We start from the raw sequence: 22,761 nt of genomic DNA on the forward strand, positions 1-22,761 counted from the left end.
CCACTCAATCCACGACGACGAGATCTGGAATAGGGATGACGAACTTCCCACCCCACTCGCGGATGTAAGATATGTCCGCGATGATTTCGTCCCGTAGATTCCACGGGAGGATCAACACGAAGTCGGGCCGCGTTTCACGAATGTGGTCGGGAGCGCAGATCGGCAGGTGGGTGCCCGGCAGGAATCGGCCCTGTTTGTGAGGGCTGCGGTCGACGGTGTACTGCAGGAGGTCGGTCCCGATACCGCAGTAATTGAGCAAAGTGTTTCCCTTGGCCGGCGCACCGTAGCCGACGACGGATAGGCCATGGTCTTGGACGTCGAAGAGAAAGGACAGCAGCGCACGCTTAGCGCGCTTCACCCGCTCGGGATATGCCACATGGGCTCCCAGTCGGTCCAGGCCGCGCGCACGCTCAATCTCGATCAACTCCGGGACCCGGCGCGTTGTCGGGTGCCCGCCGTAGTCGTAATGGCACGCGTAGATGCGCAACGATCCGCCATGAGTCGGCAGTTGCTCGACATCGAACACGCGTAGTCCGTGGATCTCGAAGAAGCGCGTCACGGTCAGCAAGGAAAAATAGGAGAAATGCTCGTGATAGATCGTGTCGAATTGGTTCAACTCGATCAACTCGAGCAGGTGTGGGAATTCCAGGGTGATGAGCCCGTCAGACGCCAGCACGATTGACATTCCCTGGACGAAATCGTTGAGGTCGGGCACGTGCGCGAGAACATTGTTGCCGATCAGTAGGTCGGCGTAGGTCTCTTCGCCGGTGAGTTCCTTCGCCAACGACGTTCCGAAGAACGCCACCTTGGTGTTGATGCCGCGGCCACGGGCGACGGCAGCCACGTTCTTGGCCGGCTCGATGCCCAGAGTGGGAACACCTGCTTGATCGAAGTACTGCAGCAGATAACCGTCGTTGCTTGCGATCTCGATTACCTGGCTGTCGCCGTCGAGGTGGAACCGACCTATCGTGTCCGTTACATACTTGCGCGCATGGTCGAGCCAACTTTGCGAGTAAGACGAGAAGTAGAGATAATCGCCAAAGATTGCCTCCGGCGATTGGAACTCAGCGAGCTGGACCAGATGGCACTCCATGCATACGTAGGCGTGCAGCGGGTAGAACATTTCCCCATGATCCAAATCTGCCTCGGTGAGATAAGAATTAGCCAGCGGTGACATTCCGAGGTCGCAGAAGGACTGCCTCAGCGGCGTGCTGCATTGACGGCATAACGAGTCCATGGTCGGCCCCTACACGATTTCGCTAGCCCAGATGCACCACGGCGCCTTATCGTTCTCCCACAACTCGTTGAGATAGATTTTGTCCCAAAGGGTGTCCATCCCCCGCCAGAAGCCATGGTGCTGATAGGCGGTGAGTTCACCATCCATGGCCAGACGCTGCAACGGTGCCTGCTCGAAGACGGTGTCGTCGCCGTCGATGTAATCGAGAACCGTTGGCGACGCGACGAAGAATCCGCCGTTGACCCAGCCACTTTCGCCCTGCGGCTTCTCCTGGAACCGAACTCGGTCCTCGTCGAACTGCAGCGTGCCGTACCTGGCCGGTGGCTGAACCGCCGTCACCGTCGCTACCGACCCTGTCGCCCGATGGAATTCGATGACCTTGCGGACATCCAAGTCGGTGACACCGTCGCCGTAAGTAAACGCAAACACCTCGTCGCCGATATACTCCTTGGCACGCAGCAGGCGCCCGCCCGTCATGGTGTCCGCGCCCGTTTCGAGCAGGGTGACCGTCCATGGTTCGGTCTTGGACTGCAAGGTGCTGATGGTGTCCGATGCCAGGTCGATCGTGACGTCCGACATGTGCAGGACGTAGTTGGCGAAGTACTCCTTGATCATGTAGCCCTTATAGCCAAGCAGGACGATGAACTCGTTGATCCCGGCAGCGGAATAGATCTTCATGATGTGCCAGAGGATCGGGCGCCCACCGATTTCGACCATCGGTTTCGGCCTCGTTTGCGACTCTTCACTTATCCGGGTGCCACGGCCCCCGGCGAGAATGACAGCTTTCATCAGGACTCCCTGCTCAACAGGAACATTCGCAGCAGGTCACATACCTTGGCGACCTGTGCTTCGGTGAGATTGAGTGCGGATGGAAGATTGATCGACCGATCCGCGAGGTCGTACGCAGCCACATTCTGCGCTGCCGCGTTGACAGACTCGCGGTACTGCGCGAACGCCGGCAGTGAGCTTAGCGGCGGCAAGAACGGCCGGGTATCGACACCATGTTCGTCGAAAAGCGCCATCAGCTCACGGGTGGCCAGCCCGTATGACCGGTCGAGGACTACGGTGGTCATCCAGCAGGTGTTCCTGACGCCAGGCTGGCGGGGATTCAACCCGACGCCAGGCATGTCGCCCAACCGTTCCTCATACCATGTGAAGATCTGCTGCTTCTTGCCCACGAGCTCATCGATGCGTGCCAACTGAGCCCTGCCAAACGCCGCCTGCAAGCTGCTCATCCGGTACTTGTACGCGAGTTCTCTGGTGACGAAGTATTTGAAGTCTGTTGCGGTACGGCCGTGGTCGCGCAGCCGGGCGATCCGCTCGCCGATCTCGGCCCGATCGGTCACGACCATCCCACCCTCACCGGTGGTCATCGTCTTCGTACCGTGAAAGCTGAAGGTGCCGACTTCTCCCAATGTTCCGGCCGGACGGTCGAAGTATCTCGCGCCCACAGCTTGTGCGGCATCTTCGATCACCGGAATCCCGTCGGCGATCAAATCGATGGCATCCATGTCGGGCAGTCCGCCATACAGGTCGACGGTGACGATTGCCTTGGTGCGCGGGCTGATGCGCCGATCCAGCGATTCGGCGGACATGCACCAGGTCTTGGCATCGATATCGGCGAATATCGGGGTAGCCCCGAGGTACTTGATCGGCGCTGCGGTCGCCACCCACGTCGACTCGGGGACGATGACCTCGTCCCCCGGCCCCACCTCGAGTGCGGCCATGGCCAGGTGCAGTGCGGAGGTGCCGTGCGGCACCGCCGCGGCGAAGGAGGTACCGAGGTAGTCGGCGAACTCAGACTCGAACAGCCCCACCGACCTGCCTGCGTTGCCGTACCAGTCGGTGACGGCAGCCTCAGCGACGTAACGCATCTCGAGATCGGTTACAGATGGACCTGCTATCGGGATCCTGTCGGTCATGCGGATTGCCTCTCGCTGGTTCGCGTGTCGCGCTTAGAACGAACCCAGCGCAAGTCGCTGTCGAGCTCGCCATCCCGGAGGCGCTGTCGAATGGATCGCAGTCGGAAGAAGGTGGGTGCTTCGAATGCGTCGCGTGACAGCCCGCCATCGGAGAACGCCGCCCACAGTTGGGCTATCCCTTGGCGCAGAGTCCACTGAGGTTGGTAGCCGGGTAGTTCGCTTTCGATCTTGCCGAAATCCACCCGGTAATCACGAGTGTCCGCGGTGGCGCCGACGCCATACTGCACGACACACCCGTCGGCGACCTCGGCCACAGTGTCGGCGACCTCGCGGATCTGGTAGTTCTCGCCGACTCTGCCCACATTGAACGCCTGATTGTGGATGGCTCCCGTCGGTGCATCGAGCGCCCTGGCGAATGCCTGTGCAACGTCGAGGACGTGCACAAGGGGTCGCCACGGGGTGCCGTCACTTTGTAGTATGAGCGTGCCGGAGGTGGCTGCGTAACCGACAAGGTTGTTCACGACGACGTCGGCGCGCAGCCTTCGGGAAAGCCCGTACACCGTGGCATTGCGCAAAAACACCGGTGAGAAATCTCGGTCTGCAAGCCGTGATACCTGCTGTTCTACCGCGGCTTTCGTCGCGCCGTACGCTGTCACGGGGGCCAAGCACGCCTGTTCGTCCACCTCTTCGTCGCCACCTTTGCCGTAGAGGCTGCACGATGACGAGTAGACGAAGCGATTGACGCCGGCCGCCTTGGCCGCCTCGGCGAGCCGCACGGATGCATGCAGGTTGATGTCATACGTCAGGCCTGGATTGAGATCGGAAAGCGGATCGTTGGAGAGAGCGGCGAGATGCACCACGGCGTCGAAGCCAACCAGATGAGCTGGAGTGATATCCCGAAGGTCGATATCCAGCGCGGGAAGCCACTCCGGCGGGGTGGAAAAGTCGCATCCGGCAAAATAGTTGGTGTCAAGCCCGACCACCTCGTGGCCGAGCTGCCGGAGTACTGGCGTCATCTCCACGCCCAAGTAGCCCAGATGGCCCGTGACGAGAACTCTCATCGCCGGTTCGCCACGGAGCTCAGGACCGACGGGTCGAACACCAGCACGCCGTCGACACTGCCGTCGTGGTCGTACTGCTCGATCACATGATCGGGAAGCGGATCGAGGTTGTCGGCACGCCGGAAGTCCCGCAGCGAGGTACCCGTCGAGTCCGAATCGATGTTCTCCGGGCCGGCATGCGCAACGAGATCGTCGACATTCACGGTGCGGAAGTCGAAACTGATCCGGGCCTCGCGCGTGGTGTTGGGCACCGTGGCGTGCAGTTGAGCTGCCGAGAACGAGATAATGGACCCCGGGTCACCGATGATTCGGATTTCGGTACCGGGTTCCCGCCCGTTTTCGAGACGGGGGTGCGGCCGTGGGTCGTCCTTGACATAGCGCGCCGCGTCACGGCGTGATGTCCGATTCCATTCGTAGGCATCGAACCTGCAACTGGTGTTGTGCGTCGGTTGCTGCCAGAACTCCGGGTGAAAACACATGCAGCTGTCGGCGCTGACCCCACGGACCGGAACCCACCAGTTGTTTTGACACTGCGGGGCGGAATACCAGACATCGCGATGCGGCGTGTAGTTGTAGCCCAGTCCCGCATTGAGGTAGGTTGCCGGCGGCACGATGCGCAGCTTGGGCACATCGAAGTAGGTCCGCCGGAGATCGGCGCCCAGGTCGGCGAGCACGTTGCGCAGAAGTTCCTTTGATGTCGCGCTGTGCGTGAACTGAGTCTTCAGCGGTCCCAGGATGTCGACGTACTCCTCGACGGGAAGTTCCTCGTGGGCCTTAAGCGGATCAATTCCGCCGAAGGCCTCGACGATCACCTGCCACGCGAACTCCGCGAAGTCGACGACTGCATCGCGCGGGGGCATGCAAAACACCTCGCCCGCGTAGATGCGCGAACGTCGCTCTGCGTCAGAGAGTTTCGACTGAGTCGAGATCATGAATGCCATGGTTCCGTCCTCTCCAACAGGTGAATATTGATCGAAGGCCGTACCACTCGGTACGGCAGACGTGGTGCTATGTGGTTGGAGCGAGTTCGGTGCTGTACCCGACTCATCGCTTCAACGTCGAGCGGTCGGCGACGGCCGCCCACGACCGTGCTCAACACGCGCTTCCCGTCTCGGATCGCACGCAAATTTGATTTGCCCGCCCGGCGCGGCATCTCGAGGCTGGGCACCTCGGCGATCCGTAGCCCGGCCTGCATCGCGCGAACGGTCATCTCCGCCTCAATCTCAAATCCGGTTGCCGTGAGCTCGAGCAGGTCGAGGTAGCGGCGATGGAAGGCGCAGAATCCGTAGCACAGATCGGTGAGCTCGGATCCGTAGAGGGAGTTGAAGACTCCGAGCAGGAATCGGTTACCCATTCGCCGGAACCGGGTGATGTCCAATGACCCACCGCCACCGATGAATCGCGAGCCTTTGACGAAGTCGTAGCCGTTGGCGAGGAAGTGGAGATAGTGACGAATCTCCTGTGGGGCCATGCTGCCGTCGGCGTCCATCATGACGATGATGTCGCCTGAGGCAGCCAGGAATCCGGTCCGCAGCGCGCTTCCCTTGCCGACTCCCTCTTGGGTGACGACCTTGATGTCCGGTCGGTAGCTGCGGGCAGTTATCAGTGTGGCGTCGGTCGAATTGCCGTCGACCAGGATGATTTCGTTCACCTCGTCGGCGATCTGCTCGAGCACCCAGGCGATGTTCCTGGCTTCGTTTCTGACCGGTATCACCAGGCTGACGGTGGGTGCGGTCTGCGCTGCACGGGGATGTCCCGGCTGGTGAATGAGGGCTAGGGGCTCCGGAAGTGGCATACCGGTACGTGTCCCGTTGCCGTTCGTGGACAAAACCTCGGTCATATCTGTTCCTCACTAATTTCTGACGATGTGGTCTGACTTGCCATCGAGGTGGGGACACCGCACCTGATGACCTGCATCGGTACGACCCGCCGAGCCGTTCGGACGCTGTTGCGCCAGCGGTTGGTACTGGTCAGATCGACGACGTCACCGTCACTGAGAACCTGGAACTCGTCGGCCCACTCCGCGATCGCAGCGATGTCACTGGTCGCGAAGTCGCCATGTGGCGTCCGCGCGATGAGAAGCGGCGAGCGGTGGGCGGCCAGCACGATTCGGCCGGTGCGGTGTTCGAGCACAGCGAGCGCCCAGGAACCGTCGACGGGCGTCAGCGCCGCGTCCACGGCATCGAACAGATCCCCGGAGACCTTCAGCTGATCTTCGACAAGGTGGCACAGGACCTCGCTGTCGACTGACGTGGCGATGCGGTGACCCGACATCGTCAGGGCCTGCCGCAGCGTGTCGGCGTTCTCGATCGTGCCGTTGTGCACGACGCTGATCCGGCCGGCGCAGTCGGTGTGCGGATGTGCGTTCCTCTCGGTGACCGGCGCGCCGGTCGCCCACCGGGTATGACCGATGCCGGCACCGTCGAGCTCGGGTCCGGCCCACTTACGCATCACCTCGGCGAGCGCGCCGAGTCGCCCCACCGTCCGCAGTCGCGCAACGTCGCCGCGGGTGGTCCGCACCGCGAGCCCTACCGAGTCGTAGCCGCGGTATTCCAGCCGGCGGAGCCCGGTGAGAAGGTAATCAACCGCCGGCGTGTACGTGCGACACGCGATGATTCCACACATCAGCGATGTCCCTGAAGCAGGGTTGCCAACTCGAAAAGCATTCCCCCACTATCGATGCGGACGATGCCCACGTATATGGACCATCGGACCTAACTTTGGCTAGTCCGAGGTCTAGATCTCGAGTCGCCGCGCGCGGTGCGGGAGAGTGCCGCGGCTTCGACGCGCGTGCCGACACGAAGTTTGGTGAGGACGCCGTGTACGTGGATTTTCACCGTGTGTATCGATATGGACAGCTGCACTGCGATGTCCTGATTCGAAAGACCCAGTTCCAGCATCTTGAGGATCTGGGTTTCTCGCGTTGTCAGAGCTAGTTCTCTGACCGCCGGCAGCTGCCTCGGCGCAAGGTTCGAGATTCGACGCATCAGCATCGCCAAAGCCGCAGGCGAACACCTCGAGTCACCCGAAACGACGTCCCCGATCAGTACGACCAGGTCGTCAAGATTGTCAGTTCTCATGTGATAACCAGCCACCCCGGCCTCGGCGCACGCGACGATGTCGAATTCGTCGTCTTCCGACGCGCCGAGCGCGATCACCTTCGTGTGTTGACTGATGTTCGTCGCGGCTTCCAACAGCAGATGACTGCCTCGAGCAGCCATGGTGAGAAGGAGAATGCCCGGCGCGGCGGCTCCGGCCGCCTCCAGAAGCGAAGGTAGATCCCATGCGGTTGCTGGCTTTCTGACCCCGATGAGCTCCAGCACGGCAGCGAGGTTCTCGCGATGCAGCCGGCAGTCGTCAACGATGAGGATCCGCTCGTCGCGCAGGTGCGCCCGGTACGCCATGCGCGCTCGAGCCGCCGCCAATCCGGTGCTGTCGATAGAGTTCATGTCGCTGCCGTCACGATCGCGGTGACAGCGGAATTCGGATCTGGCCGGTCCATCGGAGGCGCGGGCGATCCGTGCCTGGCACCCGCCGGCGTTTCAGGGATCACCATCCGGCCCGCCTGGCTTACCCCCGGCGGATCTAGCTGCCGTCCTCATTGGCCCGCCGACGACGATGGAAGGGATGGAAGGGGTGACCCGTTCAGTCCTGGAAACGTCGAGATGTTCTCGCGGTCCGGCGGGGAAGGAGCGAGGAGGCGAGTGTCGTCGTTCGGCATGGGCAGCAGCGAGACGCTGAGGGCGAGGGACCCGGCGAACGCCGCAGCCGCGACCGAACGGTTGGCTGACCTCGGCGCCGGCTGGGGGCGCCGTTGCACTCTCTCATCAAGGGAGTGCCGCCCTTCGCTGACGCATCGAGCGTGTGACACCGCTTCACTATCGACCCTGGTCACCGGGCCGTACATGGACCGTTGGGGCTATTTCCGCATCGGTTCCAGGACTAGTCCTTGAACGGTCAGATCGGTATGCCGGATCGCCGAACATACGCCGCGGCCTCGGCGCGGGTGCTCACTCCCAACTTGCCGAGCAGGCTGTGCACGTGATTTTTTACCGTATGCAGTGCAATGCACAGGTGATCTGCGATGTCTCTATTCGAGAATCCCGACTCGAGCAATCGCAAGATCTGAATCTCCCTCGCGGTGAGAACTAGTTCCTTGGTCTCCGGCTTTCGTTGTGCGGCAAGAGCGGAAAGACGCCGCAAAAGTATGGCGGAGACCTTCGGCGAGCAGGACGACTCGCCGCGAGCCACTCGGGCCATGAGAGCGAATAAGTCCTCGAGCGATTCCGCCCGCAAGTGATATCCGTCGACGCCGGCCTCTGCGCACGCGACGATGTCGGGTTCGTCGTCCTCGGAAATGCCGACAACGATCACTTTTGTGTCCGGGCATGCCTCTCTGACCAGGCGGACGAGGTTCGTCTTCTCACGGCTCCCCATGTTGACGAGAGCGACATCCGGGGGGGAGGCGCTCAACGCCGCGCAGAGCGACTGCAGATCGCCGGCGACTGCCGGCGTGGTCCCAGCGTAGGCACGGAAAACGGCCGCGAGGTTCTCCCGCTGCAAGGTGCAGTCGTCAACGATGAGGATATTGATCGCGGCGAGTTCGCCCTCGCCGTCACAGGGCCCGACTGACTGTTGAACTGCTGTCTCGGTAAGGATCTCATCGGTATACCGATAATTTGCCCTCGTCAGGAATGCCTTCGAGGAGGTCGATGGGCGAAGGAGAGCGCTGGGGATCGATGCGACGTTGCCCTCGCGCCGAGCGCCATCAAGGCGGAATGAGGTGATTTCATGGCGCCGCCCCTGGTCGGCGCCATGTGCTGGATGAGCCACTTCTCGACTGCACTTTCATATGACGATCTGTTATTCAGTTCGGTGAGCGAATCAGGCCTGTCAGGTTGGTGGGACGGCGACTGACGGCACACCGTAGTCAAAGGAGAGGAAGCCCCCCGCCTCGCACATACCCCGCTTCGTCGGTTTGCCTCCTACGGGGTTCGCCTATGGTAGGCGTTTGCCAGCAATGAGGTCAACCGTATGACCGAGTGCGAACTCGCAAACATTCCGTTGGGAACTAGACCGAACTAGGACCAAGAGCCACCCCCGACACAAACTAGCTGCTGAGGGTTAATCTCCGTCGCAGTCAACTCCGCTAAGGTCAAAAATGACCTGCTCAAAATGTTGACAATCGTGAGCACCCAACAGTGGACGGGTTCCGAACCGCCGCAAAGTGAGAGATCCTCAGGCACGCACAGCAGTGTTTGCTTGACCATCCGCTTGAGCACTCGACGCGGACCGTCGAGTTAGGCGAACCATTTCGGAGATCTTGATAAAGTTCGTCAAAATTTGCTGGATCGGGTTGCGGCTGGGCTGTGCGCGCTCACCGCTCGGCGGCGACCCTCGCTGCATTCTGGACGTCGCCCGGGCGCGCGACTGCCCTACAGCATCCGCCGCGCGAGATCCTCGATCTCGGCGTCCGTTGCAGGCGCAGGCGGCGGAATCGGCGCCGGACCCGCGCTCGGGCGGTGCTCCGACGGCCCGGCTTCGGCCCGCTCGAGCAGTGGCGGTTTCTCGCGGTCGCGTGATTCCTTATCGTCGCGATGATCGGCATCGCGAGAGACAGGTTCGGGCTCTCGCGCCTGCGGCGCGGCACCGGCACCCGGCTGACCCGAACCCGGCTGTCCCGCAGTAGGTTGCGCCGCGCCGGACGGCGGCGGACCTGCCGGCGCGCCTGCACCGCCCGCCGGTGCACCACCCGCGCCCGGCGAGCCGCTGCCGCCCTGACCGCCGAACTGCTGCGCCATCTGCATGGCCTGCTGCATCATCTGGCCGAACATGCCGCCGCCCTGCCCACCGCCCCCGGCCTGGCCGGCCTGGCTCGCCGCCTGCCCGCCCATCTGGCCGAGCTGCCCCAGCATGCCGGTGATCTGGCCGACCGACTGCGACCCGGCGTCGTCGGCGTTCTGGTACGCCGATTGCGCGGTGACCAGCTTCCCGGAGAACATGCCCTCCTTCGCCTGCAGCGCAGCCACATTCGCGGTCAGCGGCGCGGCGAGTGTGGGCAGCACGGCGGAGATGGTCGCGCTCATCGCGTCCTCCCCCGGCGGCAGCATCGGCATCTGCGGCAACTCCACCGAGGCGGCGTTCCAGGAGATGCCCTCGGGCTTCTTGAGTGGATCGGTCACCGGAGGGCCTCCTGCGCTGTGCGATCACCAGTCATCGTCGACGTCCTCGTCCAGGTCGTACTCCAGCGGCGGCGGCGCGGACAGCCCGGCGGTGGTGGTGCCCCCAGACGTACCGCGCTGCCCCATCATCGGCGTGCCCATGCCGCCACCCATGGCACCCGCGGCGACCGGCGCCGCACCTCCGACGGCCGCAGTACCAGCCATCGCCACCTCGGCCGGCGCCGTTGACACCGGGCTGGTGCCAACCAGACCCGCCATCAGCGGCGTCTGCGCTGACACCCCGCCCGAACCCGGTAGCGACGCCGCCCGGACCATCCCGCTGCCGCCGCCGGCCCCCGAGCCGCCGGCCAGGGGATGGTTCGAGAACGACGAGAACGGCAGACCCGCCGCCCCGAGCGAATCAGCCTTACCGCCCTTACCGAACATCGACGTCAACTGCTGCAGCGGCTGCGAGATCTGCTGCAGCGGCTGCGACAACTGCTGCGGCACCTGCCCGATCATCTGCCCGAAGTGCTGCGGCAGCTGCGCGGCCATCGACGCCATCTGGGTCATCATCTGCATGCCCTGCTGGGACTGGTCGGCGCCCGCCTTCCCGGCCTCCTTCGCCGCATCCTGCGCCTGCTGCTGACCGGGCACCGTCGGCGGGGCGCCGGGGGTGGGGATGCTCGGCGGCACGCCGAAGGTGTTGGCCAGTTCGGTGGAGTTCGCGGTCACGTTCGCGATGTTCTGCGACAACCCCATCTTGATCCGGCTCTGCACGAGCTCCTGGATGTTGCTGAACGGCAGCGCCGAGATGGCCTCGCATTCGTGCTGCGTCTCCTGCGCGATGGTATTGACCAGCGTCTTGGTGCGTACGACGGCGACCTCCATGGCGCGAAGCTTCGCCGCGATCGCGGCGGCGTGGGCGCCGTTGGCCTCGTGACCGCCGATGATCGTGCTGGCCTCCCCCGCCGCGGCGAGCGCGCCGCCGCCCTCCCACGCGTCGGACAGCTTCATCAGCTGGCTCTGCTGCTGCGGCACCACCGTCCCGGACAGCTTGGCCGCCAACGCCTCATACGACGCGGCGGCCGCGGCAAGGGTCTCCTCGTCCACGTTCGGCCAACCCGGCCCCGTGACGGTCTGCGAGCCGTACGGGCTGCTGTCAGGCATGATTCCCACGAACACGGCCCCCTTCCGCGCGCCTGCACACTACGCAGCAAACTCTACCGCGTTGCCGGAGGGCGACCGGACGGGAATTCAGCCCAAGATCAGACCCGACGTCGGCACACCGGTACCCGCAGTGACCAGGACGTGCTCGACGTTGTCGACCTGGTTGACCGAGGTGCCCCGCAGCTGACGCACGCCCTCGGCGATGCCGTTCATCCCGTGGATGTAGGCCTCGCCGAGCTGACCGCCGTGGGTGTTGATCGGCAACCGGCCGCCGATCTCGACGGCACCGTCGGCGACATAGTCCTTGGCGTCGCCCTTGGCGCAGAACCCGAGTTCCTCGAGCTGGATCAGCGTGAACGGCGTGAAGTGGTCGTAGAGGATCGCGGTCTGGATGTCTTCGGGCGTCAGGCCGGACTGTCCCCACAGCTGGCGGCCCACCAGGCCCATCTCGGGCAGGCCGAGTTCCGGCCGGTAATAGCTCACCATCGAGTACTGATCCGGGCTCGCGCCCTGCGAGGCGGCCTCGATGACCGCCGGCCGATGCTTGAGATCCTTTGCGCGCTCCGGAGTCGTCACGACCAGCGCCACCCCGCCGTCGGTCTCCTGACAGCAGTCCAGCAGCCGCAGCGGTTCGGCGATCCACCGCGAACTCTGGTGATCCTCAATCGTGATCGGCTTGCCGTAGAAATAGGCGTTCGGGTTGTTGGCCGCGTGCTTGCGGTCGGCCACCGAGACCGCGCCGAAGTCGCGGCTGGTGGCGCCGGACAGGTGCATGTAGCGCCGGGCGATCATCGCCACCTGCGCGGCCGGTGTGGACAGGCCGTGCGGGTAGGAGAACGAGTTGTCGACCCCGGTGGAGTCGGCGTTCTCCACCAGCCGCATCTGCACCTGGCCGAACCGCATCCCGGAGCGCTCGTTGAACGCCCGGTACGCCACCACGCACTCCGCGACGCCGGTCGCCACCGCGAGCGCCGCCTGCTGGATGGTGGCGCAGGCCGCGCCGCCCCCGTGGTGGATCTTGGAGAAGAACTTCAGCTCACCGATGCCGGTCGCCCGCGCCACGGCGACCTCGGTGTTCGAGTCCATCGTGAACGTCACCATGCCGTCGACGTCGGCAGGTGTCAGGCCCGCATCGTCGAGCGCGTCGAGCACCGCCTCGGCGGCCAGCCGCAGCTCGCTGCGCCCGGAGTTCTTCGAGAAGTCGGTGGCGCCGATGCCGACGATCGCGGCCTTGCCGGACAGGCCGTCGGTCATGCCGCACCTCCCATCATCAGCGTCGCGGTGGCGATGACGTGATCGCCGAGGCTGTTGGCGCCCACGATCTTCAAGGTGATCAGCCCGTCCTGGACCGCGGTCACCTCGCCGGAGAAGACCACGGTGTCGTAGGCGTACCAGGGCACCCCGAGGCGCAGTGAGATCGACTTGATCCGTGCCGTCGGCCCGGCCCAGTCGGTGATGTAGCGCTGCACCAATCCGGTGTCGGTGAGGATGTTGACGAAGATGTCCTTCGAGCCCTTGGCCTGCGCCTTGTCCCGGTCGTGGTGCACATCCTGGTAGTCGCGGGTGGCGATGGCCGTCGAGACGATGAACGTCGGGTCGCCGTAGAGCGACAGCTGGGGCAGCGTGGTCCCGACTTCGACCGTCACCTCAGCGGCCGTGTCGACGACCTCGGAATCGGTGCTCATGCGGCGTCCTCCTGCGCGGGCTCCCAGGCGTAGAGCGTCCAGGCGGGCCCGGAGGCGCCCTCCGGGAAGTCGATGTACGTGGCGCGCACGGGCATTCCGATCTCCACCGTCGACGGGTCGACGCCGCGGAGCTCACCGAGCATCCGCACGCCCTCCTCGAGTTCGACCAGAGCGATGACGAACGGCAGGGTGCGGCCGGGCACCTTCGGCGCGTGGTGGGTGACGAAGCTGAACACGGTGCCCCTGCCGCTGGCGACCACGTAGTCGGTCAGGGCTTCCTTGTCCGCCCACAGGGCGGGCACCGGCGGGTGCTGCAGGCTGCCGTCGGGACGCCGCTGGATGCGCAGCTCGTGCGCGTTCACGCCGTCCCAGAAGAACTTGGTGTCCTTCGACGACGCCGGCCGCATCATCGCGTCGGCGTCGAGATCCTCGGGCACCCGGCTTCCCGCGGCCTTCTCGGCCGGACGGAATTTCATGATGCGCCAATTCATCTCGGCGACCGGCGCTTCGCCGTCGTCGCCACTGAGCCAGGTGATCTTCTGGTTGATGAAGTAGCCCTCACCGAGCGCCGTCCGCTTGGGGCCGATCACGTCGGTCAGCTCGGCGCTGATGCTGACCTCCTCACCGGGCCGCAGGTAACGGTGATAGGTCTGCTCGCAGTTGGTCGCGACGACGCCGACGTAGCCGGCGTCGTCGAACAGCTTCATCATCCTGCTCAGCGGGTCGTCGTCGTCACGCCGGCCGTGCAGACCGGCCATCGTCCACACCTGGATCATGGCCGGCGGCGCGACGATGCCGGGATGCCCGGCCGCCCTCGCGGCCTCCTCATCGACGTAGATCGGGTTCTTGTCCCCGATCGCGTCGACCCAGTGGTGGATCATCGGCAGATTCACCGGATCCGGGCCGACCCGAGGATCGCTGCGCCCGGCCGCCTTGATCTGCTCGACGGACGCCTGCAGGTCCTGCGGCGCGGTCACCTCGGCACCCTCGGCACCTTGAGCCCAGACGCCGCGATCATCTCGCGCATCACCTCGTTGACCCCGCCGCCGAACGTGATGACGAGGTTGCGCTTGGTCTGGCTGTCCAGCCACACGAGCAGATCCGCGGTCTGCGGCTCGGCCGGGTTGCCGTAGGCGCCGACGATCTCCTCGGCCATCCGGCCCACCTTCTGGATGCGCTCGGTGGAGAAGACCTTGGTCGCCGCGGCATCGGCGACGGCGATGGTCTCCCCGGCCGCGGCGACCTGCCAGTTCAGCAGTTCGTTGACCCGCCAGATCGCCCGGATTTCGGCGAGCAGACGGCGCACCGCCTCGTGTTCGATCGGCGTGTCCCCGTTGCCACCGGGCTTGGACGCCCAGGCGTGCACGCGGTCGTAGATCCCGGCCACCTTGCCGGCCGGGCCCAGCATCACGCGTTCGTGGTTGAGCTGCGTGGTGATCAGCTTCCAGCCCGCGTTCTCCTCACCGACGAGCATGTCGGCGGGCACGTGGACGTCGTTGTAGTAGCTGGCGTTCGTGTGGTGGGCGCCGTCGGACAGGATGATCGGCGTCCACGAGTACCCCGGGTCCTTGGTGTCGACGATCAGGATCGAAATACCCTTGTGCTTGGCCGCTTCCGGGTCGGTGCGCACCGCCAGCCAGATGTAGTCCGCGTCGTGCGCGCCCGTGGTCCAGATCTTCTGGCCATTGACGATGTACTCGTCGCCGTGGCGGACCGCCGAGGTGCGCAGCGAGGCCAGGTCCGTTCCCGCCTCGGGCTCGGAGTAGCCGATCGCGAAATGCACGTCACCGGCCAGGATCGCGGGCAGGAACTTCTTCTTCTGTTCCTCGGTGCCGTACACCTGCAGCGTCGGGCCGACGGTCTGCAGCGTCACCGCCGGCAGCGGCACGTCCGCGCGGGCGGCCTCGTTGACGAAGATCGACTGTTCGACCGGTCCGAAGCCCAGGCCGCCGAACTCCTTGGGCCAGCCGACACCGAGCTTGCCGTCGGAACCCATCCGCTTGATGATCGCGCGGTAGGCCTCGTTGTGCCGGTCGGACTCCATGGCCTTCGCCTCGTCGGGCGAAATCAGGGTCGAGAAATACTGCCGCAGTTCGGCTTGCAACTGCCGCTGCTCAGGGGTGAGGTCGATGAACATGTCAGGCTCCTACCAGATCCGAGGCGCCGAGCACGTCCAGACAGTGCGACGGGCCGCCCAGTGCGCGGGTGAGGTCCTTGATCGTCGAGTAGTAGCGGTTCATCGGGTAGGTGATGTCCATGCCCATACCGCCGTGCAGGTGGTGACAGGTCTGCATCACCGGCGGCGCCTGCGAGGTCAGCCAGTAGGCCAGGATGTCGAGATCCTCGTCGGCGTCCCGGCCGTCCGAGAGCCGCCAGACCACCGAGGTGGCCGCCAGGTCCAGTGTGCGCGAGGCGATGTACACCTCGGCGAGCTGGGCGGCGACGGTCTGGAAGGTCGACAGCGGGCGGCCGAACTGGTGCCGGTTGGCGACGTAGTCGGCGGTCAGCCGCAGCGCCCCGGCGACCAGGCCGGCCGCGAAGGCGCCGAGCGTGGCGAGTGTGAGCTGGTTGACCCGGCGCACCTCCCCGGTGAGCACGTCGTCGTCGGCGACCGCGACATCGCTGAACGTGACCACGTACTCGTCGGCGCCGTTCGACGTCGGCGTCCTGGTGGCCTGTACGCCGTCCGCGTTGGCCGGCACCACCGCGACGCCAGTATCGGCGGTCACCAGGATCCACTCCGCCACTTCGGCATACCGCACTGCGACCTTGGTGCCGTTGAGGCGTCCGCCGCGCAGCGTGGTGGCCGGGCGGTCCGGTAGCGCCGCACCCGGTTCGTTGAGCGCCGCCGTCAGCACCGCACCCTTCGCGACGCCGGCGAGATACCGGTCCTGCTGGGCGTCCGAGGCCAGGCCGAGCAGCACCGCCGTCGCCCCGAGTGTGGCAGGCGCCGGGCTGATGGTGCCGTGCCTGCCGATCTCGGTCAGTGCGGTCGCGATCTCGGCGAGGCCGACCCCGTCACCGCCGAGCCGCTCCGGTACGGCAAGCGCGGGTACGCCTCCGGATACCAGTGCCTCCCAGCTGTTGTCGCGCTCGAGCACCGACGTCACCACATCGGCGACGGCCTGCTGCCCCTCGTCCCGACTGAAGTCCACCCGAATCCTCCTTGATCCCGGGATTTTCGCTCAGTGGCTGACCGGGCACTTGCCGGTGTAGTCGACCTGCCAGTGCTTGATCCCGTTGAGCCACCCCGACCGTAGCCGTTCGGGCTCGCCGACGGGCTTGAGATCGGGCATGTGGTCGGCGACCGCGTTGAAGATCAGGTTGATCGTCATCCGCGCCAGGTTCGCGCCGATGCAGTAGTGCGCCCCGGTGCCGCCGAAGCCGACGTGCGGGTTCGGGTCACGCAGGATGTCGAACGTGTGCGGATTCTCGAACACCTCGTCGTCGAAGTTGGCGGAGCGGTACGACATCACCACCCGCTCGCCCTTCTTGATTGCCACGCCGCCCAGCTCGGTGTCCTCCAGGGCGGTGCGCTGGAACGCCGACACCGGTGTCGCCCAACGGATGATTTCGTCGGCGGCGGTCTCGGGGCGGTCCTTCTTGTAGAGCTCCCACTGTTCGGGGTTGTCGGCGAACGCGATCATCCCGTGGGTGATCGAGTTGCGCGTGGTCTCGTTCCCGGCCACCGCGAGCATGATCACGAAGAATCCGAACTCGTCGTCCGAGAGTTTCTCGCCCTCGATGTCGGCCTCGATCAGCTTGGTGACGATGTCGTCGGTCGGGTTCTTGGCCCGCTCCTCGGCCATCTTCATGGCATAGGTGATCAGCTCGAAGGACGACATGGCCGGATCGATGTCCGCGTACTCCGGATCCTCGCCGCCGGTCATCTCGTTGGACCAGCGGAAGATCTTGTCGCGGTCGTCCTGCGGCACACCCAGCAGTTCCGCGATGGCCTGCAGGGGCAGTTCGGCCGAGACCTGTTCGACGAAGTCGCCCTCCCCGTTGGCCAGCGCCGTCTTGGCGATGTTCTGCGCGCGCTGGTTGAGCTCGTCCTGCAGGCGACCGATGGCGCGCGGGGTGAACCCGCGGGAGATGATCTTGCGCAACCGGGTGTGCTGCGGCGCATCCATGTTCAGCAGCACGTTGCGCTGCAGATCGATCGCGTCGCGCGTCATCTCCTGCGGCCACACCGGGATGGCGCCGTCCGGCGAGCTGCCGAAGATGTCGCTGCGCTTGGACACCTCCTTGACGTCGGCGTGCTTGGTCACCAGCCAGTACCCCTTGTCACCGAAGCCGCCGGTGCCGCCGGGTACGTCCACCCAGTGCACGGGTTCGGACTTACGCAGTTCGGCCAGCTCCTCGACCGGGAGTGCCGCTAGATTGACGTCCGGGTCGAGGAAGTCGAACTGGGGCGAAATAGGGCATGGCATACGCGTGCGCTCCTCCGATTGCAACGTGTTCTAGTGCCAGTAAAACATGCCTCCACCGCAGATCAAAGGCGTGGATCCATCGTCGCTTGTCAGACTAATGAAACGTGTTCTAGCCTGGCGGAATGGGTAACCCTGTCATCGTTGAAGCCACCCGCAGCCCGATCGGCAAGCGGAACGGATGGCTGTCGGGCCTGCACGCCACCGAATTGCTCGGCGCCGTGCAGAAGGCGCTCGTGGAGAAGTCCGGGATCGACGCCGGCGAGGTGGAGCAGCTCATCGGTGGCTGTGTCACCCAGTACGGCGAACAGTCCAACAACATCACCCGGGTGGGGTGGCTGACGGCCGGGCTGCCCGAGCACGTCGGCGCCACCACCGTGGACTGCCAGTGCGGCAGCGGTCAGCAGGCCAACCACCTGATCGCCGGGCTGATCGCGGCCGGCGCCATCGACATCGGGATCGCGTGCGGGGTGGAGGCGATGAGCCGCGTCGGCCTGGGCGCCAACGCCGGGCCGGACCGCTCGAAGATCCGGGCCGAATCGTGGGACATCGACATGCCCAATCAGTTCGAGGCCGCCGAGCGGATCGCCAAGCGGCGCGGCATCACCCGCGAGGAGATCGACCAGTTCGGGTTCGCCTCGCAGGCCAAGGCCAAGCAGGCGTGGGCCGAGAACCGCTTCGACCGCGAGATCTCGCCGATCGTCGCGCCCGTCCTCGACGAGAACAAGCAGCCGACCGCCGAGCGCGCGCCGGTGTCCAAGGACCAGGGTCTGCGCGACACCACGCTCGAGGGACTGTCCCAGCTCAAGGCGGTGATGGACGGCGGTATCCACACCGCGGGCACGTCCTCGCAGATCTCCGACGGCGCCGCGGCGGTGCTGTGGATGGACGAAGAGGTGGCCAGGGCGCACGGGCTGCGGCCGCGGGCCCGCATCGTCAGCCAGGCGCTGGTCGGCGCCGAACCGTACTACCACCTCGACGGCCCTGTGCAGTCGACGGCCAAGGTGCTGGAGAAGGCCGGGATGAAGATCGGCGACATCGACCTGATCGAGATCAACGAGGCGTTCGCCTCGGTGGTGCTGTCGTGGGCGCGGGTGCACGAGCCGGATCTGGACCGCGTCAACGTCAACGGCGGCGCCATCGCGCTCGGCCACCCCGTCGGCAGCACCGGCAGCCGCTTGATCACCACCGCACTGCACGAGCTGGAGCGCACCGACAAGTCGACGGCGCTGATCACGATGTGTGCCGGCGGCGCTCTGTCCACCGGCACCATCATCGAGCGGATCTAAGCCCCGTCGGTCGCGATCTGCGGACGGATTCGCGCGCGGATGTGGTGGATCCTGCCGTCGGCGGCCGGGATCAGGAACGTCTCGTCGACCTTGGCGACCACCCGCCGGCCGGCGACGGCGGCCTTGGTGACCACCGTGAACGTCGCGTGCACGTGATCGCCGTCGACACGGAACTCCCGGTCGGTGGTGGCGGTGATGATCTTGTACTGCGGGCCGCGATTCAGGCTGCGCCGCAGATGATCTCCGGAGAAGCCGGTCTTGAGGCCCACCTCGATGCGCACACAGTCCGGCGCGAAGGGCACCGCGTCGGCGCGGTGGGTGGCGAGTGCGTCGATGTAGGCGTCGGCCGCAGCGATGCGCTCGGCGACAGACACTTCCGGAACCGTGTTCACACCTGCGAGCATAGGATGACGAGCATGCCGAAGTCACCGCCCCGCAACCTCAATTCGCCCGCCGCCGACTTCTTCATCAAGTGGATGGCCCGGGGAAACACGTTGGTGTACAAGGTGAGCGGGGGCCGGATCGGCGGTAGCTTCGGCAACGCGCCGGTGGCGCTGCTGACCACGATCGGCCGTAAGACCGGCGAACCGCGCGTCAGCCCGCTGATCTACCTGCGCGACGGCGACCGCGTCATTCTCGTGGCCTCGCGCGGTGGCAGTGACAAGCATCCGATGTGGTACCTCAACCTGCGCGCCAATCCCACAGTGCAGATCCAGATCAAGGACGAGGTGCTGACCCGGACCGCCCGGCTGGCGACCGACGAGGAGCGTGCCGGGTACTGGCCGCAGCTCACCGCGTTGTATCCCAGCTTCGCCGACTACCGGTCGTGGACCGACCGGGAGATCCCGATCGTGGTGTGCGAACCGTGAGCGGGCCGGATCTGCACTTCTACTTCGACCCGGTGTGTCCGTTCGCCTGGATGACCAGCAAGTGGGTGCGGATGGTCGCCGAGCAGCGCGACTACGCGGTGCAGTGGCGGTTCATCTCCCTGCGCATGGTCAACGCGAACGTCGACTACGCCGCGCACTTCCCGCCGGGCTACGAGGAGGGCCATACGGCGGGACTGCGGTTGCTGCGTCTGGCCGCGCAGGTCCGCGCCGAACGCGGACCCGCGGCGGTGGGCTCGCTCTACACGGCGTTGGGCACCTTCATCTTCGACACCCCGCGCGAGGTCGAGCTCAGCGGCGCCGATCAGGGCACGCGCGAGTTCGTCGAACCGGTGCTGCGGGCACTGGCACTGCCCGACGAACTCGGCGACGCGCTCGAGGACCCGTCGTATGACGACGTGATCCGCGCCGAAACCGATGAGGCGCTGGCGCTGACCGGCAAGGATGTCGGCACCCCGATCCTGCACTTCAACCCGCCCGACGGGGCGGCATTCTTCGGACCGGTGATCAGCCGGTTGCCGAGTCCCGAGGACGCGCTGCGGCTGTGGGACCACGTCACCGGCCTGGCCGGCTTCCCCGGTTTCGCCGAGCTCAAGCGCAGCCTGCGGGAACGCCCGCAGCTGGCCGCCTTCGGCGTCGACCCGGGTTCGGTTGGCGCCGAGGAGGACTGGCACGGCGGGAGCCGGCGACTCAAGAAGTAGACGTTTGCCCGGTGTCGACGGCGGCTACTTGGGGGCCATGGCCGGCGATTTCCGTAACTCGCGCGCGCTCGCGCTGATGATGAAGTACTTCGCGCGGGCGCACATCTGGGCCTACCGGCACACCGACGGTCTTCTCGGCTCGCGACTGCTGTGGTTCCCCGCCGCGCTGCTCACCACGACGGGCCGCAAATCCGGCGAACCGCGCACCACGCCGACGCTGTACCTGCGCGACGGTGACCGGGTGGTGCTGCCCGCATCGTTCGGCGGCCGGGACAGCAACCCGTTGTGGTACCGCAACCTCAAGGCCGACCCGCATGTCCAGGTGCAGATCGGCGGTCAGAGGCTGGAGCTGACCGCCCGCGACGCCACCGATGCGGAGCGGGCCCGGTACTGGCCGAAGCTGACCCGCATCTACCCGCCGTACCGCAACTACCGGGAGGCCACCGACCGGGTGATCCCGCTGGTGATCTGCGAGCCGTGAGCGGCTACGCGCCGTAGACGGGCACCGGCGGACGCGCCTTGGCGAGCAGGTCCTTGACCACGGGGCCGAGTTCGGCCGGATCCCAGCGGGCACCCTTGTCGACCTGCGGTCCGTGCGCCCAGCCCTCGGCGATGCGGATCTTGCCGCCCTCGATTTCGAACATCGTGCCCGTGACGTCGCGGGACTCCACGCTGCCCAGCCACACCACCAGCGGTGAGACGTTCTCCGGCGCCATCGCATCGAACTCCCGGCCCTGGGTGGACATCATCTCGGCGAACACGGTCTCGGTCATCCGGGTGCGGGCCGACGGGGCGATCGCGTTGACGGTCACGCCGTAGCGGCCCATCTCCGCGGCGGCCACCAGCGTCATCGCGGCGATGCCGGCCTTGGCGGCGCTGTAGTTGGCCTGCCCCACACTGCCCTGCAGGCCGGCGCCCGAACTGGTGTTGATGATCCGTGCGTCGGGCATGTCGCCCGCCTTGGACCGGGCGCGCCAGTAGGCGGCGGCGTGGCGCATGGTGGCGAAGTGTCCTTTGAGGTGAACGGCGATCACGGCGTCGAACTCCGCCTCGCTGGTGTTGGCGAACATCCGGTCGCGCACGATCCCGGCGTTGTTGACCAGCACGTCGAGCCCGCCGAAGGCGTCGACGGCGGTCTGGATCAGCCCCTCGGCCTGCGTCCAGTCGGACACGTCGGCACCACTGGTGACGGCTACCCCACCCGCAGAGGTGATTTCGTCCACCACGGACTGCGCCGCGCTGCCGCCGCCTGCCGGTGAGCCGTCGAGCCCGACGCCGATGTCGTTGACCACCACGCGCGCCCCTTCGGCGGCGAACGCGAGTGCATGCGCACGGCCGATGCCGCCGCCTGCGCCGGTCACGATGACCACACGGCCGTCGAGCAGTCCCATATCGTGTCTCCTCAGGGTTGTCGCTTGGGAATTGTTGGCTTACTTGTTGGCAGATGACGCCTCGAGGTAGGACGGCGGCTCACCGCCGCCGTGCACCTCGAGGGTGGCGCCGCTGATGTAGGACGCCGCATCAGACGTGAGAAATGCTGCTGCCCAGCCGATGTCGTCGGGCGTGGCCAGCCGTCCGAGCGGAACGGTGGCGGCGACGGCGGCCACCGATTCGGCGTCACCATAGAACAGCTCGGACTGCTCGGTCTCGACCATGCCGACCACCACGGAGTTCACCCGCACCCGAGGCGCCCATTCGACGGCCAGCGTGCCGGTCAGGTTGTCGACCCCGGCCTTGGCGGCGCCGTAGGCCGCGGTGCCCGGCGTCGGCCGCCGCCCGCTGACGCTGGAGATGTTCACGATCGCCCCGCCGGAGTCCTGCTTCTGCATGACCGCGTTGGCGTGCTGTGACACTGACAGCGGGCCGAGCAGGTTCAGTTCGATGATCTTGCGGCTGAACGTCGCCGACGCCTCGTCGGCGCGCACATAAGGTGATCCGCCGGCGTTGTTGACCACCGCGTCGAGGCGGCCGTGCCGATCGACGATCGCGTCTATGAGGGCGCGGACCGACTCGTCGTCGCGTACGTCGCAGGAATGGAATTCGTAGGGCAGCCCGTCGACGGGCCGCCGGGCACACGTCACGACGGTGGCGCCCTGGCGGGCGAAGACCGCGCTGATGCCGGCGCCGACCCCTCGCACGCCGCCGGTCACCAGAACGACCCTGCCGTCCAATCCCAGGTTGATCGCGTCGGTCACTGTGCTAGCGTACCAAGCAAGTG

Annotated in this window: 23 protein-coding genes and 1 pseudogene; 4 read left to right on the plus strand and 20 right to left on the minus strand. The window is 65.8% G+C overall.

Annotated features, from left to right (window positions below; all coding sequences use genetic code 11):
- Nucleotides 1-4: 4 nt before the first annotated feature.
- The 17 genes and pseudogenes from E4P42_RS06010 to E4P42_RS06090 form a co-directional block, all read right to left on the minus strand.
- Complete coding sequence (locus E4P42_RS06010) at nt 5-1,237, minus strand: class I SAM-dependent methyltransferase (protein ID WP_135124051.1); 1,233 nt, start codon at nt 1,235-1,237, stop codon at nt 5-7.
- A 9-nt stretch (nt 1,238-1,246) separates the two neighbouring features.
- Nucleotides 1,247-2,026: a glucose-1-phosphate cytidylyltransferase gene (gene rfbF / locus E4P42_RS06015; protein WP_135124053.1), complete on the minus strand. Its 780-nt coding sequence runs from the start codon at nt 2,024-2,026 to the stop codon at nt 1,247-1,249.
- Nucleotides 2,026-3,159 carry a DegT/DnrJ/EryC1/StrS aminotransferase family protein gene (locus tag E4P42_RS06020; RefSeq protein ID WP_135124055.1) on the minus strand — a complete coding sequence of 378 codons (1,134 nt, stop codon included), beginning with the start codon at nt 3,157-3,159 and terminating at the stop codon, nt 2,026-2,028. Before E4P42_RS06020 ends, rfbF begins: the two co-directional genes overlap by 1 nt.
- A complete protein-coding gene (locus E4P42_RS06025; RefSeq protein ID WP_135124057.1) occupies nt 3,156-4,220 on the minus strand; it encodes an NAD(P)-dependent oxidoreductase in 1,065 nt (354 codons plus the stop codon). Before E4P42_RS06025 ends, E4P42_RS06020 begins: the two co-directional genes overlap by 4 nt.
- Complete coding sequence (locus tag E4P42_RS06030) at nt 4,217-5,161, minus strand: hypothetical protein (protein ID WP_135124059.1); 945 nt, start codon at nt 5,159-5,161, stop codon at nt 4,217-4,219. Before E4P42_RS06030 ends, E4P42_RS06025 begins: the two co-directional genes overlap by 4 nt.
- Nucleotides 5,149-6,015 (minus strand): glycosyltransferase family 2 protein, encoded by an 867-nt coding sequence (locus E4P42_RS06035; RefSeq protein ID WP_371286992.1) that lies wholly within the window; start codon nt 6,013-6,015, stop codon nt 5,149-5,151. The genes E4P42_RS06030 and E4P42_RS06035 overlap by 13 nt, the downstream gene beginning before the upstream one ends.
- Before the next feature lie 158 nt (nt 6,016-6,173).
- Nucleotides 6,174-6,845: pseudogene (locus E4P42_RS06040) on the minus strand (glutamine--fructose-6-phosphate transaminase (isomerizing)); the annotation flags it as partial.
- Between the two features lie 89 nt (nt 6,846-6,934).
- Complete coding sequence (locus E4P42_RS06045; RefSeq protein ID WP_135124064.1) at nt 6,935-7,669, minus strand: response regulator transcription factor; 735 nt, start codon at nt 7,667-7,669, stop codon at nt 6,935-6,937.
- A 508-nt stretch (nt 7,670-8,177) separates the two neighbouring features.
- The gene (locus E4P42_RS06050; protein ID WP_135124066.1) at nt 8,178-9,053 is read right to left on the minus strand and encodes a response regulator transcription factor; all 876 of its coding nucleotides are present in this window, start codon (nt 9,051-9,053) and stop codon (nt 8,178-8,180) included.
- Nucleotides 9,054-9,655: 602 nt separating this feature from the next.
- Nucleotides 9,656-10,402, minus strand: coding sequence for a PE domain-containing protein (locus E4P42_RS06055; protein WP_135124068.1), 747 nt, complete (start codon nt 10,400-10,402; stop codon nt 9,656-9,658).
- Nucleotides 10,403-10,426: 24 nt separating this feature from the next.
- Nucleotides 10,427-11,560, minus strand: a complete 1,134-nt coding sequence (locus E4P42_RS06060; protein WP_135124070.1) for a hypothetical protein — start codon at nt 11,558-11,560, stop codon at nt 10,427-10,429.
- Between the two features lie 78 nt (nt 11,561-11,638).
- Complete coding sequence (locus E4P42_RS06065; protein ID WP_135124072.1) at nt 11,639-12,805, minus strand: lipid-transfer protein; 1,167 nt, start codon at nt 12,803-12,805, stop codon at nt 11,639-11,641.
- Complete coding sequence (locus E4P42_RS06070; RefSeq protein WP_135124075.1) at nt 12,802-13,236, minus strand: MaoC family dehydratase; 435 nt, start codon at nt 13,234-13,236, stop codon at nt 12,802-12,804. The genes E4P42_RS06065 and E4P42_RS06070 overlap by 4 nt, the downstream gene beginning before the upstream one ends.
- Nucleotides 13,233-14,213 (minus strand): bifunctional MaoC family dehydratase N-terminal/OB-fold nucleic acid binding domain-containing protein, encoded by a 981-nt coding sequence (locus E4P42_RS06075; protein WP_135124077.1) that lies wholly within the window; start codon nt 14,211-14,213, stop codon nt 13,233-13,235. Before E4P42_RS06075 ends, E4P42_RS06070 begins: the two co-directional genes overlap by 4 nt.
- A complete protein-coding gene (gene fadE29 / locus E4P42_RS06080; protein WP_135124079.1) occupies nt 14,210-15,373 on the minus strand; it encodes an acyl-CoA dehydrogenase FadE29 in 1,164 nt (387 codons plus the stop codon). Before fadE29 ends, E4P42_RS06075 begins: the two co-directional genes overlap by 4 nt.
- A gap of 1 nt (nt 15,374) precedes the next feature.
- Nucleotides 15,375-16,391, minus strand: a complete 1,017-nt coding sequence (locus E4P42_RS06085) for an acyl-CoA dehydrogenase family protein (RefSeq protein ID WP_135124081.1) — start codon at nt 16,389-16,391, stop codon at nt 15,375-15,377.
- A gap of 30 nt (nt 16,392-16,421) precedes the next feature.
- Nucleotides 16,422-17,669 (minus strand): cytochrome P450, encoded by a 1,248-nt coding sequence (locus tag E4P42_RS06090; RefSeq protein WP_135124083.1) that lies wholly within the window; start codon nt 17,667-17,669, stop codon nt 16,422-16,424.
- A 122-nt stretch (nt 17,670-17,791) separates the two neighbouring features.
- Between E4P42_RS06090 and E4P42_RS06095 the strand changes: the two genes are divergently transcribed.
- Nucleotides 17,792-18,955 (plus strand): steroid 3-ketoacyl-CoA thiolase, encoded by a 1,164-nt coding sequence (locus E4P42_RS06095; protein WP_135124085.1) that lies wholly within the window; start codon nt 17,792-17,794, stop codon nt 18,953-18,955.
- Here E4P42_RS06095 and E4P42_RS06100 read toward each other — a convergent pair.
- The gene (locus E4P42_RS06100; RefSeq protein ID WP_135124087.1) at nt 18,952-19,359 is read right to left on the minus strand and encodes a hypothetical protein; all 408 of its coding nucleotides are present in this window, start codon (nt 19,357-19,359) and stop codon (nt 18,952-18,954) included. The genes E4P42_RS06095 and E4P42_RS06100 overlap by 4 nt on opposite strands.
- Before the next feature lie 12 nt (nt 19,360-19,371).
- Here E4P42_RS06100 and E4P42_RS06105 point away from each other — a divergent pair, with 12 nt between their 5' ends.
- From E4P42_RS06105 to E4P42_RS06115, 3 genes are read left to right on the plus strand one after another with little or no spacing between them, the layout of a single operon-like run.
- Complete coding sequence (locus E4P42_RS06105) at nt 19,372-19,824, plus strand: nitroreductase family deazaflavin-dependent oxidoreductase (protein ID WP_135124089.1); 453 nt, start codon at nt 19,372-19,374, stop codon at nt 19,822-19,824.
- A complete protein-coding gene (locus E4P42_RS06110) occupies nt 19,821-20,543 on the plus strand; it encodes a hypothetical protein (protein WP_135124091.1) in 723 nt (240 codons plus the stop codon). Before E4P42_RS06105 ends, E4P42_RS06110 begins: the two co-directional genes overlap by 4 nt.
- Before the next feature lie 37 nt (nt 20,544-20,580).
- Nucleotides 20,581-21,024 (plus strand): nitroreductase family deazaflavin-dependent oxidoreductase, encoded by a 444-nt coding sequence (locus E4P42_RS06115; protein ID WP_135124093.1) that lies wholly within the window; start codon nt 20,581-20,583, stop codon nt 21,022-21,024.
- 4 nt (nt 21,025-21,028) lie between these two features.
- Here E4P42_RS06115 and E4P42_RS06120 read toward each other — a convergent pair whose 3' ends face one another.
- Complete coding sequence (locus tag E4P42_RS06120; protein ID WP_135124095.1) at nt 21,029-21,934, minus strand: SDR family oxidoreductase; 906 nt, start codon at nt 21,932-21,934, stop codon at nt 21,029-21,031.
- A gap of 39 nt (nt 21,935-21,973) precedes the next feature.
- Nucleotides 21,974-22,738: an SDR family oxidoreductase gene (locus tag E4P42_RS06125; RefSeq protein ID WP_135124097.1), complete on the minus strand. Its 765-nt coding sequence runs from the start codon at nt 22,736-22,738 to the stop codon at nt 21,974-21,976.
- Nucleotides 22,739-22,761: the final 23 nt, after the last annotated feature.

The sequence above is a fragment of the Mycobacterium sp. PS03-16 genome, assembly GCF_004570325.1.
Classification (GTDB): Bacteria; Actinomycetota; Actinomycetes; order Mycobacteriales; family Mycobacteriaceae; genus Mycobacterium.